Source organism: Duganella radicis (genome assembly GCF_009720825.1).
GTDB classification, from domain to species: Bacteria; Pseudomonadota; Gammaproteobacteria; order Burkholderiales; family Burkholderiaceae_D; genus Rugamonas; species Rugamonas radicis.
This window is the reverse complement of the sequence record NZ_WNKY01000025.1, coordinates 36,101-50,480: the sequence shown is the minus strand read 5'-3', so window position 1 is coordinate 50,480 and position 14,380 is coordinate 36,101. Positions and strand designations below refer to the sequence as shown.

Annotated in this window: 10 protein-coding genes; 1 reads left to right on the top strand and 9 read right to left on the bottom strand. The window is 61.6% G+C overall.

Annotated features, from left to right (window positions below; all coding sequences use genetic code 11):
- Positions 1-3 precede the first annotated feature (3 nt).
- The 8 genes from GM676_RS20310 to GM676_RS20275 all read right to left on the bottom strand — a co-directional run bounded on the left by GM676_RS20310 (position 4) and on the right by GM676_RS20275 (position 10,398).
- The gene (locus GM676_RS20310) at positions 4-1,437 is read right to left on the bottom strand and encodes an ATP-binding protein (protein WP_308936694.1); all 1,434 of its coding nucleotides are present in this window, start codon (positions 1,435-1,437) and stop codon (positions 4-6) included.
- Positions 1,430-2,137 carry a response regulator gene (locus GM676_RS20305; protein WP_371866315.1) on the bottom strand — a complete coding sequence of 236 codons (708 nt, stop codon included), beginning with the start codon at positions 2,135-2,137 and terminating at the stop codon, positions 1,430-1,432. The genes GM676_RS20310 and GM676_RS20305 overlap by 8 nt, the downstream gene beginning before the upstream one ends.
- Positions 2,109-3,407, bottom strand: coding sequence for an ABC transporter substrate-binding protein (locus GM676_RS20300; RefSeq protein WP_371866314.1), 1,299 nt, complete (start codon positions 3,405-3,407; stop codon positions 2,109-2,111). Before GM676_RS20300 ends, GM676_RS20305 begins: the two co-directional genes overlap by 29 nt.
- A 93-nt stretch (positions 3,408-3,500) precedes the next feature.
- Positions 3,501-6,122 (bottom strand): TonB-dependent receptor, encoded by a 2,622-nt coding sequence (locus GM676_RS20295; protein ID WP_155465707.1) that lies wholly within the window; start codon positions 6,120-6,122, stop codon positions 3,501-3,503.
- Positions 6,123-6,165: 43 nt separating this feature from the next.
- Complete coding sequence (locus GM676_RS20290; protein WP_155465706.1) at positions 6,166-7,305, bottom strand: ABC transporter ATP-binding protein; 1,140 nt, start codon at positions 7,303-7,305, stop codon at positions 6,166-6,168.
- A gap of 13 nt (positions 7,306-7,318) precedes the next feature.
- On the bottom strand, positions 7,319-8,137 hold the full coding sequence (locus GM676_RS20285) for a carbohydrate ABC transporter permease (RefSeq protein ID WP_155465705.1): 819 nt from the start codon (positions 8,135-8,137) through the stop codon (positions 7,319-7,321).
- Positions 8,134-9,051 carry a carbohydrate ABC transporter permease gene (locus tag GM676_RS20280; RefSeq protein WP_155465704.1) on the bottom strand — a complete coding sequence of 306 codons (918 nt, stop codon included), beginning with the start codon at positions 9,049-9,051 and terminating at the stop codon, positions 8,134-8,136. The genes GM676_RS20285 and GM676_RS20280 overlap by 4 nt, the downstream gene beginning before the upstream one ends.
- Positions 9,052-9,147: 96 nt before the next feature.
- On the bottom strand, positions 9,148-10,398 hold the full coding sequence (locus GM676_RS20275; protein ID WP_155465703.1) for an ABC transporter substrate-binding protein: 1,251 nt from the start codon (positions 10,396-10,398) through the stop codon (positions 9,148-9,150).
- A 327-nt stretch (positions 10,399-10,725) separates the two neighbouring features.
- Between GM676_RS20275 and GM676_RS20270 the strand changes: the two genes are divergently transcribed.
- Positions 10,726-13,419: a TonB-dependent receptor gene (locus GM676_RS20270; protein ID WP_155465702.1), complete on the top strand. Its 2,694-nt coding sequence runs from the start codon at positions 10,726-10,728 to the stop codon at positions 13,417-13,419.
- Here the strand turns inward: GM676_RS20270 and GM676_RS20265 are convergent.
- Entirely contained in the window at positions 13,416-14,303 is an 888-nt protein-coding gene (locus GM676_RS20265; protein WP_155465701.1) for a LysR substrate-binding domain-containing protein, read from the bottom strand. The genes GM676_RS20270 and GM676_RS20265 overlap by 4 nt on opposite strands.
- Positions 14,304-14,380: the final 77 nt, after the last annotated feature.

Here is a 14,380-nt window from a genome sequence, read left to right as displayed (position 1 = left end):
CTCTCATGCAGGCAACCGGATAGTGGCGTGCAAGCCGCCTTCCGGATGATTCTCCAATATCAGCTGGCCGCCATGCGCCTCGATCACGCCGCGCGCGATCCCCAGGCCCAGCCCCATGCCAGTATCATTCTGTTCGCGGCCATGCTCCAGCCGCACATACGGATCGAACAAGCTGGCCAGCGCATCCTCCGGCACGCCCGGTCCATGATCCCGCACCGCGATCACCACCGCGCCGCTTTCGGCCCGGGTGCTGATCTCCGCCCGCTTGCCATAGTACAGCGCATTGTCCAGCAGATTGCCGATCGCCCGCTTCAACGCCAGCGGCTTGCCGCGCACCGACAATCCCGATTCCTCAAACCCCACCTCATGCCCCGCCAGCCGCGCACTGCGCACCAACCTGCCCAGCAAGGCATCGAGCCTGATCTCGGCCGGATTCTCGTGAATATCGCTGTCCTTCACGCACTGCAAGGCGCCCTTCACCATCATATCCAATTCATCGAGATCCTCTTCAAACTCATTGCGCAACGCCTCGTCGTCCAGCAACTCCGAACGCAACTTGAGCCGCGTAATCGGCGTCCGCAAATCATGCGAGATCGAGACGAACAAACGCTCACGGTCCTCGATGTAACGCTGGATACGCTCGCGCATCGCGCTGAACGCGCGCGCCGTCTTGATGAACTCCCGGCTGCCCGTCTCCGGCAGCGGCGGCGCGTGCTCGCCCTGCCCGAACGCGCCCGCCGCATCCGACAGCGCCGCCAGCGGACGCGTGATCGAACGCACCACCAGCAGGCAAAGCAGCAGCACCGCCGCCAGCGACAATCCTTGCAACGCCAGCCGGTCCCACGCCCACGGATCGTTCCCGCTCAGGAAATACGGATTCGGCATCAGCGCCGCCATGTACAGCCAGTTGCCCGGCTCAAGCTCGGCCTGGATCACCAATATCGGCGCCGGCTCCGGCTTCACCAGCAGGACGTGCTGCACCCATGCATCCGGCAGGTCGCTCAGATGCACCTCTTCCGACACGGCCAGTTGCTCCGGCCAGGCAAACGCCACGCGGGCAGCCGGCAAATGCGGCAAGTCGCTTTTCAGTGTCGCGCCCAACGTGCCCTTCACGCTGTCCGCCAGCGGATGCGGCGCAATCTCCCGCACCGGCACATACGCGTGATTGAGATTGACGAAGAAGCGGGTGCCTCCCATCTCGCGCATCTGCTGGATCACCAGCACGCGGTAGCTGAGCGGCAGGCTGCGGTAAAAGCGGATCGCGGCCGAAGCGCCGTGCGCCACATACTGTGCCGCCGATTGTGCCTCCACCTGCGCCTTGGCGCGCAGCTGCGCCGCCCAGATGGCGTTGGCCACCAACTGCGTCACCAGCAGCCCCGCCACCATCACCAGCGTGAGACGACCCAGCAGCGACGCGGGCCACAGGCGCTTAAGCATGCGACACGTTGACTTCAGCCGAGAATACATAGCCGGCGCCACGCACCGTCTTGATCAGCGCCGGCTGCTTGCCATCGTCATTCAGACGCAAACGCAGACGGCTGATCTGCACATCCAGCGAGCGATCCAGCGGCCCGGAATCGCGCCCGCGCGTCTCCTCGCACAACACACTGCGGTCCAGGATCACGCCAGGATGCTCGACGAAATACTTCAGCAGCTGGAAGTCCAGCCCCGTCAGCGCCAGCGGCGCACCGGCGCTGTCGACCACCTTGCGCTCCTTCAGGTCCAGCGTGAAGCCCACGAAACGGTAGTATCGCACCGAAGGCGCCTCAACCGCGGTACGCCGCAGAATGGCCTTGATGCGCGCCAGCAGCTCGCGCGGGCTGTACGGCTTGGCGATGTAATCGTCCGCACCCAGCTCAAGGCCGACGATGCGGTCGGTCTCGTCCGAGCTGGCGGTCAGCATGATGATCGGCACATTGGAGCGCTGGCGCACCTGCTTGCACAGCGCGAAGCCGTCGGTATCGGGCAGCATCACATCGAGGATCACCATCGACAGTTGCTCGGCATGCGTGTGCAGCTCCGCCAGAAAGCTCTCGCCATCATGCGACAGCACCACCTCGTACTGGTTCTTCTCAAGATAGGTCTTGAGCAGCACGCGGGTCTTTTGGTCATCGTCTACGATCAGTATCTTGCGCACCGAATGCTCCTTGGCTTCTCAGGTTAAACAACCGGAATAACACACCCAGGCGGCGCTGCGCCTCGGCCGGCGTGGTCCGGTCGTCCAGAAAATAACGATGTATCTCGGCGATGATGGCGTCGCGGCTGGCCTCATCGGTCGCCATGCGGTGCACCAGACTCGGAGCCTGCACCGCCGCGCCCTGCGCGAAAGCCGTCCACGAAGCGCGCGCGCAGCTGTCCATGCGTGCCGGATCGGCATCGCGCCGCACCGGCACCGAGCCTTTCAACTGGTTGTACTCCAGCTGCACCGGCATCGACACCAGCAGCCTGGCCATCTTCTCCTGCGCCGGCATGTAGCGATAGTCGCCAGCGAACATGGTGAAGCTGTCCACGCTGTACAAGTGATACTTGCCGGTGCCTGGCGCCGCGGCGCAGGCAAAGTCTTCATCCAGCACCATGCCCTGGTCGCGCAGTTCCGGCTTGGCCCAGTCGCCCATGATCATCATGGCCGCTTCACGCCGCGCGAACTGGCGCGCCACGTCCGGCCAGGAACGCTCGTCCACCGCGCCACCACTCCAGCCCTTGATGGTGCGCAGGCGTTGCAGCGCGTCGGCGGTGCGCTGGTCGGCCGCCGCCGCCGGATCGCGCTTGACGAACAGCTGCCGATAGAATTCCGGCCCGCTCTCGGCCAGCACCAGATTTTCAAACAGCGTCGCCACCTGCCATGCCTCGCTGCTGAACGCCAGCGGCATGACGCCTGCCGCTTTCAGCTTCTGTGCCGCAGCCTCGAAATCGGCCCAGCTTTGTGGTGGCGCGATGCGCAGTTGCGCGAACAAGGCGCGGTTGTAAAACAAAGTATTGACGCGGTGGATGCCCACCGGCGCCGCCACCACATGCTTGCGGTGCGTGATCAGCGTCTGTATGGTCGGGAACAGCGCGCCGTTCCAGTTGGCGGCGCCGGCGACGTTGTCGATTTCCAGCAGCAGGCCCAGGTCCGCCCATTCCGCGATCGACACGCCGATCATCTGCGCCACCTCCGGCGCATCGCCGGCCAGCACGCGGCTCTTGAGCACCTTGCCGGCGCCGAGGCCCGCGCCGCCGGGAATGGCGGCGTCCCTCCATTCGATGCCTTCATCCGCCGCGCGCGCCGCCAGCGCGTTGGCAGCCTTGCGCTCCGATGGCGACGTCCACCAGTGCAGCACTTGCAGTGGCGCCGCCGCCTGCGCCGATTGCGCGAACAGGCAAGCAGCCAGCAGGCCGCAGATGGAACGTACACGTAGGCGTATCACTCAGCATCCCAGATGGAAATAATGACACGATTGTAATAGAAAAAAGCCCGATGCCAAACAGGCAATCGGGCTTGCGTCAAAACGAAAGCACGATCAGAACTTGGCTTTCACACCGATGCTGTAACGCGCGCCATTTTCATACACGCCGACCGGTAAGCCGTCAGTGGTATTGGTGCGGATAACTTCATTCCCGATGTTCACCGCCGTCAGGTAGAGCGACACTTTCGGCGTGATGTCCCAGCTGGCCGAGGCATCCCATTGGCCGTAGGCGCTGGTCACGTCCTGGCCACCCTCATCCAGCGCGCCGTAGGACTTGGAACGGTAGTTATACGACAAGCGCGCGCTGTAGCCGTGCTTCTCCCAGAAGCCGGTGATGTTGGCCTGGTTGCGCGAGTTGCCGATCACATTCAGCTTGCGGCCGGCCGCGTTGGCGCCGGTTTTCGCATCGGTGAAGGTGTAGTTGACGATGGCGCCGAAGCCGCTGCTGAAGGCTTGCTGCCACTGGATCTCCAGACCATTGACGGTGGCCCCGTTGTTGGCGTTGTACGGGCGGGTGACCGAGCGCGTCACGCCGGCCACGTTCTCGCTCGCGGTCTGGGTATAGATGAAGGTATCCAGCTTTTTGGCGAACACGGTAGCCGACAGCAGCGAGGCATCGGCGTAATACCACTCGGCGCCAATTTCGCCCTGATTGGCGTGGAATGGCTTGAGCAGCGGGTTGCCGGCGGTGGCGGCGTTGGTGGTACCACTTACCTCGGTGCTCGCGCTCAAATCGCTGTAGGTGTTACGCGCCATGACGCGCGCCACGGCGCCGCGTATCAGCAGATCCTTGCTGACGTTATAGACTGCGTTCAGGTTGGGCAGCACGTCGGTGTAGCTGCGCTTGACGTCGCCCAGCACGTAGTTGCCCTTGCCGGTCAGGTCCTGATACGCCTCGGAAGTCTGGTCGGTTTTCACCACCCGCGCGCCAAAATCGCCGCGCCACTGGCCCACCGCGAAGTCCGCGCGCAGATAGGTGGCGTAGATTTTTTCCTTGATCTTGTAATACTCGCCCTTGGCCTCGGCATAAGTCATGGCCTTGTCGTACATCGGGAATCCCTTGGAGTAGGCCAGGCCATCATCCACCCATGCGTATTGCGTCAGCGAACCGGCGGTGGCGGCCTCCTGGCTCAGCATCGGCGACGGGCCTTTCGACAGGTCGGCCAGCGAGTACGAAATCCAGCCAGGGCTGCCAGGACCCGCGGTGCCGATGATGCGGCGGTTCTGCACCGTGGTGTCGCGCAGCTTGGCGCCGACCTTGATCGACTTGAAGAAATCGCCGTTCAGATCCAGCGTCAGGTCACCCTGCGCATAGTTTTCCTTGGTCTCCATGCGACGCACCCAGTCACGCGCGCTTTGCAGTGTCAGTTTGCTGGCGTCCAGCGGGCTGATATCGAGGTACTTCACTTCGTAAGTGTCCGGCGCGATATTGAAGGTGGTGCGGGTATTCCCGACGAACCAGAAGTTGCGGTCATGGCTGCTGCCGCCCGAGCCTTTGGTGGTGCCGGCCTGGCCATGGAACTTCCAATTGTCCGCATCGTAGGTACCTTCAAGGTCCAGCACTTCCGACTTCACGTAGGACTGGCGGAAGATAGGCTCGAACGACACACCGCCGGTCGGGCCGACGGTGCCGCCCACCAGCGCCTTGGTGCCGTCCGAGGTGGTGATGAATTTCGGATTGGTGACCTGGATGTTCCCTTTCGCATCCGCCAGGCCGCCCGCTTCCCACAGGTAGTTCTGGTTGCTGTTGTCCATGTCCATATCGGAGTTCATGTAGTTCAGCGTGAGGTCGGTGTTGGCGTTCGGGCGCGCCTGCAAGGTCAGGTTGCCGGTGGTGCGTTCGCGGTCCTGGCGGAAGATGGCCGAGCCGCCGCCCCACGAGGCGTAGGCGCCCGGCGTCACCGCGCCGTTCTGGTCGACGATGTTGTACTTGGTCGAATCGGTGAAGTTTTCCAGGCCGTCGCGGCGCATGGTGCGTTTCTGCTTGCTGATGGCGATCAGGGCGCCGAAGGTTTTCTGCTCGTTGGTCCAGCTCAGCAGACCGGAAAGCTGCGGGTCGGTTTTCTTCGGCAGCTCGCTGTAAGTGGCTTCCACCGAAGCCTGTGCCACAAAGGGCTTGAGCTGGAATGGCTTGCGAGTCTTGACGTTGACCAGGCCACCGATCGAGCCCTCATCCAGATCGGCGGATGGGCTCTTGTACACGTCGATGCTGCCCACCAACTCGGAGGCCAGGATGTCGTAGTTGAAGCCGCGGCTCTGCGAGTCATTCTTCCACCAGTAACCGGAAGCCACGGCCTGACCGTTCAGCTGCGTGAGGTTGAGGTTCTTGTCGGTGCCGCGCACGAAGATGTCGCGGCCCTCGCCCCAGGTGCGGTCGACCGAAATGCCGGGCACGCGCTGCAAGGAGTCAGCCACGTTCTTGTCCGGGAACTTGCCCACTTCTTCGGCGGTGACGGTGTCGATCACATTGCCCGAATCGCGCTTCTCCGCCAGATTGCGCTTGAGCCGCTCGCGGATGCCGCGCACCTCGACGGAGCTGACCTCTGCAGCCGGCGCGGCATCCTGTGCGTCCGCTGCCACTGGTTCCGCCGCGTGGCTGTACGCGGCAAGGCCGCCGCCGATCGCCAGCGCGACCAGGTGAGGTAGTATTTTTTTCTTCAGTACCGGCTTGTTCATTCAATTCTCCCTGTTTTTTGAAAAGTAAAGAACTCCTGTGATATCAAGCGCTGCGCATCATGCCGCGCGTTGCAGACACCATATTCCCGGGGCGTAGGCGCCGCCGCGCCTCGCCCTTCTCGTCAAACACGTGAAAGGCAGTACTCTCGGCCGAGAAGGTGATGGACTGTCCCGGCGCGACATGGCGTTCGCCATCCCCGCGTATTACCACGTCTTCCCTGCCTTCGCGGCTGACGTAGATGTAATTGGCTTCGCCCAGGTGTTCAACCACACTGACCTCGCCGCTGAAAACCTCCGAACCGCTGCGCGATTCGCTGATGTGCTCCGCCCGCAGGCCGAGCGTGATTTTGTCGCCGATATGCAGGCCGCTGCCATCCACCGCCGCGCGCACGGCTTCGCCGCTGTTCAGCAACGCGACGACGCCGTCGGCGTGCGCCTCCAGCACCTCGCCCGCCAAGAAGTTCATCCGGGGGGAACCGATAAATCCCGCCACGAACAGGTTGCGCGGCTGCTGGTACAAATCGAGCGGCGAGCCAGCCTGCTGGATATGCCCTTCGTGCATGACGACGATCTTGTCGCCGAGCGTCATGGCCTCCACCTGATCGTGCGTGACGTAGACGATGGTGGCGTCCAGTTGCCGGTGCAGCTTGGCGATCTCCAGGCGCGTCTGCACGCGCAGCGCCGCATCAAGGTTGGACAGCGGTTCATCGAACAGGAACAGCTGCGGCTCGCGCACGATGGCGCGACCGATCGCCACGCGCTGCCGCTGGCCGCCCGACAGCTCGCGCGGCAGACGCTCCAGCAGATGATCGATCTTCAGGATCGCCGCCGCTTCACTGATGCGCTGCCTGATGGCCTCCTTGTCCTTGCCCGCCACCTTGAGGCCAAACGCCATGTTCTGGTACACCGTCATGTGCGGATACAGGGCATAACTCTGGAACACCATGGCGATGCTGCGTTCCGCCGGCGGCAGGTGATTGACCGTGCGTTCGCCGATCCGCATGGTGCCGCTGGTGATGCTTTCGAGGCCGCACAGCATGCGCAGCAGCGTCGACTTGCCGCAGCCGGACGGCCCGACCAGCACCACAAATTCCCCATGCGCGATGTCAAGATCGATGCCGGCCAGGACATCGCTTTTGCCGTCGTACGATTTGCGCAGCTCTTTCAGACTTACACTTGCCATTACAGGCCTCTCCTTATTTCACAGCACCGGCCGTGAGGCCGCGTATCAATTGGCGCGAGAACAGCGCGTACAAAATCAGCATCGGAATCACCGCCAGCGATAGCGCCGCCAACACCGAATTCCAGTCCGTGACGTACTGTCCGATAAACTGCTGCACGCCCAGCGTGACGGTCTTGGTGCGGTCCGATGGCGCAAGAATCAGCGGGAACCACAGGTCGTTCCACGCCGGGATCATGGTGAACACCGCCACCGTCGCCATCGCCGGCCGTATCAGCGGCAGGATCACGCGGAAGAAAATCTTCACCTCGCCGACACCGTCGCAGCGCGCCGCATCCTTCAACTCCGCAGGCACCTGCCGCATGAACTCGGACAAAATCATCACCGCCAGCGGCAAGCCCTGCGCCGTGTACACCAGCACCAGCGCCGTCAGCGTGTTGACCAGTTCCAGCTTGACCATCAACTCCAGTATCGACACCGTGCCAAGCCGGATCGGGATCATGATGCCGAACGCAAGGAACAGCGCCAGCACGCGGTTGCCCATGAAGCGGTATTCCGACAGCGCCCACGCGGCCATGGCGCCGAACAGCAGGATGAAGAACAGCGCCAGCACCGTCACGATCAGGCTATTGCCGAAGTAAAGCAGGAAGTTGGTGCTGGCCAGTACCTTCTGGAAGCCGATGAAAGTCAGCGATTCCATGGTGGGCAGCGCCAGCGGATCGTCGAAGATCGCTTCACGTGTCTTGACCGAGTTAATCAGGATCAGCGCAATCGGGAACAGCGCCAGCACGGTGTACGCCATCAGGGCGCCGTGTACCATCAGACGGTTCTTCATAGTGCGAACCTCGTCAGTCGGCGCTGCACACCGACGAAATAAACGCCGACGCCAGCCAGTATCACCAGGAACATCAGGGTGGCGACAGCCGAGCCGAGATAGGCATTGCCAACCTGCGCCTGATAGCCGAAGAAGGTCCGGTAGAACAAGGTGCCAAGGATATCGGTCGAATAATTCGGCCCCGCCAGCGCGCCCTTGATGGAATAGATCAGGTCAAACGCATTGAAGTTGGCCACAAAGGTCAGGATCGTCACGAGGCCCAAGGTTGGATAAATCAGCGGCAGCTTGATCTGCCAGAAGATGCGCATGGCGCTGGCGCCTTCCACGTGCGCCGCCTCCACGATTTCGTCCGGCACCGCCAGCAGCGCCGCGTAGATCAACATCATCGGCATGCCGATGTACTGCCACACCGAGACCATGGAAATCGCCGTCAGCGCACTTCCCTCCTCGCCCAGCCACGGCGCGAACCAATCCGCCAGACCGGCAAAGCCCATCAGCTTCTCGCCCACGCCCCACAGCGGCGACAGGATCAATTGCCAGATAAAACCGATGATCACCACCGACAGCAGTGTCGGCAAGAAGATCAGCGTGCGGTAGGTACGCGCGCCGCGCAGGCCCTTAAGGCTGAACAAAGTCGCCAGCAGCAGGCCGATCGGATTTTGCAGCAGCATGTGCAGGCAAAAGAACCTGGCGTTGTTCACCATCGCATTCCAGAAACCGGCCGACCAGTCGGGGTCCAGCAGCACCGTGCGAAAGTTCTGCAAGCCGGCGAAGGCCGCGTGGCCGCTGTCGTCGGCGACGAAGAAACCCTGTCCCAGCGTCTGCGCCAGCGGCAGCGCGCTGAATACGCCGTAGACCAGCACCGCCGGCGCCAGGAACAGCAGCAACTGCCAGATCTTTACTTCATGCTTCAAAACCACCTCCGGAATTCGGACAAAAAAAACCGGCGCCGCGCCCGGCGCCGGCCAAACTGGATCACACTCAATCAGAGGGAGAGACTTTGTGTGACGCTACTTTTGCTGTGGTTTGTACCACTTGGCAAAACCGTTTTGCAGCCGTGCCGCCGCATCCTTCGGCGCCAGCTTGCCGTTCAAAACCTGTGCATTGATATTCCAAAGTTCGCTCTCCATGCTGGGCTGTCCACGGTTCAGCACCTGGGCGTTGAAGCGGATGGTGGAGGCGCAGCTGTTGCGCCACTCCGCCATCTGCTTGGCCACCGGATCGCGTACCGAAATCAGATGGTTGGACAGCGAGAAGAAACCGGTCACGCGGTTGGTGTAGATGTCCGCAAACTCCTGCGAACCAACCCATGCCAGGAACTTGAACGCGTCTTCCTTGTTGCGCGACTTCCTGTTGACGCCAATGCCGATATCCATGTGGTCCGAAATGAAGCAGGCATCGCCAGCCTTGCGCACCGGCGGCGCAAACGCGCCCAGCTCCAGTCCGGGCGTCTGGCTGAAATACGAGATGTCCCAAGAGCCGGTTGGATAGATGGCGGCCCGGCCCAGCGCAAACTGGTTCTGGCTGTCGCCGTAGGTTTGGGCGCTGGCGCCGCGACCGAGGTAGCTGCCCATGCGCTGCTCGAACTGCAAGGCTTCCACGAACGGCGCATCGGTCAGCCTGGCCTTGCCGTTGATGAGCGCCTTGCGCCCTTCCTCGCCGCGCCAGAAATTAGGACCGATATTGGTATAAACCATTTGGCTCGATTCCCATTGGTCCGCCGTGCCCAGGGCCAGTGGCGTCACACCGGCTTTTTTCAGCGCCTCCAGCAACGCAAAGAATTCGTCCACCGTCTTCGGCGCTTGCAGATTGAGCTTCTTGAAGATCTTCTTGTTGTACAAGAAGCCGTGGATCACCGACGCCACCGGCATGCAGAAGGTGTCCTTGCCGTCGTCGGTTTGCCAGGCCACGGCGGCGGTGGCCGGGAAGTTCTGCATGCCGGCCTTGCCATCCAGCTTTTCGAGATGGCCTTTTTTGTACAGCGACAGCGACACATCGAAAGGACGGCAGGCGATCAAGTCGCCAGCGGTGCCACCGGCCAGCCGCGCGGCCAGGCTGGAGTCGTACTCGGTAGGCGCGGTGGGCGCGAATTTCACCTCGATGCCGGGGTGGTTTTTTTCGAATGCGGGGATCAGCACTTTCTCCCACAAGGTCTTGTCGTCGACGCGCCAGCTTTCGATCGCCAGCGTGCCCGCATGGGCGGTTGTTGCGGAGAGCACGGCGACCAGCAGAGCGTTACGAACCTTGCGACGGAATGGCATTGATGTCCCTTTCATTACAACGATGGGACCATCCTAGCTTGCTTTTTACGTAACAGCATCTGCACGCCACTTTAGGCTAAGTCCTTGAATTCATTAGACATGAACCCTGCTGCGATTACATTTCCTAACGCCGCAAGGCGCGGCCGGCATGTGCGCTGTAACACTACGCAAGGAAGGCTTACAAAACTTAACAAAACGGTTTGGCAGCTGTTGTATATCGACCGAGTTTAGTAAAAACAAAGAAACTTCAGGTCGTTTTCTGGATTCGTTTGACGATGTTTTTTTTGCAGCAAATACTAAAAAAGCAAATAAAACCAAGGAGACGACATGCGACAAACCACACAACAGACTTTGATCAGCCTCGCGGTAGCCAGTGCCTGCGCGTTCATGAGCGTGGCCGCTCAGGCGCAAACCGGCGATGGCGCCAGCGCCGATGCGCAAGCCTCGGCCACCACTGCCGCGGCGGCGCCAACCACCTTGCAAGACCAGATACCGGAAGTGAAAGTGACGGCCACGCGCTACTCCACTTCGCTGCTGAAAACCCCGCTGGCCGTGACGGCGCTGAGCCAGGACCAACTGACGCGCAAGGGCGCCACCAGCCTGCGTGACCTGAGCGGCGAGATGCCCAATGTGGTGATCGAAAACACCGGCCTCGATTCGGCGGTGCAGATCACCATCCGCGGCATCACCTCCACCAACTTCACCGAAACGGGCGACCCGGCAGTCGGCTTCCACGTGGACGGCATGTACTCGCCGCGTCCACAAGGCGCGCAGGCGCTGATGTTCGACCTTGAGCAGGTCGAAGTGCTGCGCGGCCCGCAGGGCACGCTATTCGGTCGTAACTCCACCGGCGGCAGCGTCAACGTGATTCCCGCCAAACCCGATTGGACCGGCAACTACGGCAAGGCCGATCTGGATCTCGGCAATTACAACAAGAAGCAAGTCAATTTCGTGCAGAACGTGGTGGTCAACGACGCGCTGGCACTGCGCGGCACCTTCATGAAAGTGAAACGCGACGGCTACGCACATCAGACGCGCGACGTCAGCGAAGCCAATGCGCCGGCACTGGGCTGGGTCCCGAACGGCAAGCCGGACGTCGACCAGCGCTTCAACCGCTATGTCAGCCCGAGCGAGTATTACACCAATCAGAACGAATGGGCCGGCCGCCTGAGCGCCCTGCTGAAGATCAATCGCGATGTCACCGCCAAGGCCTCGTATGAGGAATTCCAGGACTCCAGCGCCGGCGGCGCCGCCTTCCGCGATTGCGAGGCAGGTGCGGGCACGCGCTACGCCTGCACCGATCAGGGCAAGTGGGACATCAACGTCAACGTGCCGGGCCACATCGACATGAAGATCCGCACCCTGCGCACAGGCGTGAACTGGAATATCAACGATCATACCAACTTCGACTACACCTTCCAGATCGCCGACCAGCGCCGCAATGAGATCACGGACGACGACAAGGGCTTGCAGAACGCCGCGCCGTTCCAGATCAACGGCGCCTATCCGAATACCGCCGACGGCAACTGGGGCACCTGGCCGCTGACGGACTCCTTCCACCGCACGCTGGATTCGCGCTATCTGTCGACCGTGCATGAAGCGCAGCTCAAGCAGCAGCTGGGCAGCGTGAAGTACGTGGCCGGCCTGTTCTGGATGCACGAGCGGAACAACATCGACTACGAAATCACCAACACCATCCAGAAGCCTTACGGTGACGTCGGCAGCGTGCTGTATCACCAGCCGAATCGCCAGGTGGACGCCAAGGCCGCCTTCGCGCAGGCCGACTGGCAGTTCATTCCAACGTGGACCGCCACCGCCGGTGCGCGCTACAGCGTGGACAGCAAGGAAGACAAAGGCGGCGAGGTGTATGGCGCCAACTGGATCGGCAACCCGGCCTACTACAACGGCTGGTATTCGCAAGGGACGCCGGGTACGCCGGGCTTCCACGTCCACGATGGCACCGACCTGGCGCCGGGCATGGGCGGCAGCGTGGCGGCCTATCACCTGTATGGTTCGCCGACTTCCAACGATCACAAACAGACCTGGAACAAGGTGACCTGGCGCCTCGGCCTGCAAAAGCAGATCGACAATAACAAGATGGTGTACGGCTCCATCTCCACCGGTTACAAGGCCGGTGGTTTCGCCGACAAGACCGACAGCTGCAACTACCACAAGTGCGCTGATGGCAAGCCAGGCGTGGTGACCTTCCTGCCTTACGATCCGGAGACCGTCACCAACTATGAGCTGGGCTTCAAGGGCAAGTTCCTGGAGAATCGTCTGAGCCTGTCGGCGACGGCCTTCTTCATGAAGTACAAGGGCATGCAGCTGACCGGCACTTACTTCGTCAATCAGATCATTCCGGACAACGGCCTGCCCTGCCCGGCCGACCAGCCGAAGTGCGACGTGTATGAAACCTGGCGCACCATCAATGTCGGCAAGGTGAATATCCCGGGCCTGGAGCTGGAGTGGGACTACAAGCCATGGCGCGGTGCACGTCTGGGCGGCGGCTTCGCTTACATCAACACCAGCGTGCATGACTTCAATTCGTACAGCGACGACTATCAGTGCGACGTGCGTACCGAACTCGGTCTGCCGGCCTGCCCTGCGGTGTACAACGGTCCTGACAAGACGCTGCTGGGCCGCCGCCTTGCCAACATCGAGGGCAATCACTTGCCGAACACGCCGAAGTACCAGTTCAACATCAACTTCTCGCAGGAGTTTGGACTGGAGAACGGCTACAAGCTGACGCCCTACGTGAAGGTGAACTGGCGCGACAAGGCTTACTTCGACCTGCTGAATTCCGACTTCGCGCATATCGGCCGCTTCCAGAAAGCCTATGCGATGGCCGATGCGTCGGTGCGTCTGGAAGCGCCGGAAGACAAGTGGCACGCGGAGCTGTATGTCCGCAACCTGACGGACGAACACGCGAAGACCAGCACCGATTCGGCCTTCGGCGGCTTTATGCGCGCCTACTATGTGGAACCGCGCATGGTCGGTTTCCGCATCGGCGCCAACTTCTAAGCTTTACTCTTTACCAGCTCCAGCCAGGCGCGCGCGGCGAACGAAAGGTGTCCGCCTCGCCGCCAGGCCAGCATGAGCTTCCAATCCAGGGCCGGTTCTTCCAATCTCGCGATGGTGAACTGGCCCTGTTCCAATGTGTCGCAGAATACTTTGGGCAGTAGCGTGATGCCCACGCCCAGCCGCACCAGCGACGCCACGAAATCCCATTGACCGCTACGGCTGCTGATGCGCGGCTTGAAGCCGGCACGCAGGCAGGCGTCGGCGATGATGTCGTTCAGGGCGAAACCTTCGCCATAGAAGATGAAGGAGCTATTGGCCAATTCACGCAGCTTGACGCGCTTGCGGCCGTGCCATTCGGAGTCCTTGGGCGCGAGCAGGCAGATGGGCGAGCGCACCAGCGGGAAGGAGTCGAAGTCCTGCCAGATGTGCTGATTGGCAGGATGGTCGAGCAAGGTGCCCATCTCCAGTACGCCGCTGCGCAGGTCTGTTTCGATGTTCTGCGAGCCGCCTTCAAACAGTTTGAGTTCGATCTGCGGATGGCGGCGGTGGTAGGCGGCGAGCAATGGTGCCAGCGGCGCGTGCGCCTGCTGGGTAACGCCGATGCGCAGGTCTCCCCGACGCAGCTGTTGCAGGTCCGCCAGCTCCACGCCCATTTCCTCGTGCATGGCCAGTAGCGCGCGACCGCGTTGCAGCACCACCTGCCCGGCATCGGTCAGAGTAAAGCGCTTGCCGGTGCGTTCAAGCAGGGCAAGGTCGAGCTCCTGTTCCAGTTGTTGGATCATTTTGCTGACGGTGGGCTGGGTGACGTACAGCGCTTCGGCGGCGCGGCTGAAGCTCTGATGGTCTACCACGGCGACGAAATAACGCAGTGCGCGGATGTCCATGATGCATTCCATTTTAGAATGATTTTTATAATTTTAATTCATTTTATCTTTACTTCTGCACCGCCTAGAATGGAATC

Excerpts from the sequence above, each read along its gene's own strand:
- GM676_RS20310 (WP_308936694.1), bottom strand. The coding sequence starts at position 1,437 with ATGCTTAAGCGCCTGTGGCCCGCGTCGCTGCTGGGTCGTCTCACGCTG.
- GM676_RS20295 (WP_155465707.1), bottom strand. The coding sequence starts at position 6,122 with ATGAACAAGCCGGTACTGAAGAAAAAAATACTACCTCACCTGGTCGCG.
- GM676_RS20290 (WP_155465706.1), bottom strand. The coding sequence starts at position 7,305 with ATGGCAAGTGTAAGTCTGAAAGAGCTGCGCAAATCGTACGACGGCAAA.
- GM676_RS20285 (WP_155465705.1), bottom strand. The coding sequence starts at position 8,137 with ATGAAGAACCGTCTGATGGTACACGGCGCCCTGATGGCGTACACCGTG.
- GM676_RS20275 (WP_155465703.1), bottom strand. The coding sequence starts at position 10,398 with ATGCCATTCCGTCGCAAGGTTCGTAACGCTCTGCTGGTCGCCGTGCTC.
- GM676_RS20270 (WP_155465702.1), top strand. The coding sequence starts at position 10,726 with ATGCGACAAACCACACAACAGACTTTGATCAGCCTCGCGGTAGCCAGT.
- GM676_RS20265 (WP_155465701.1), bottom strand. The coding sequence starts at position 14,303 with ATGGACATCCGCGCACTGCGTTATTTCGTCGCCGTGGTAGACCATCAG.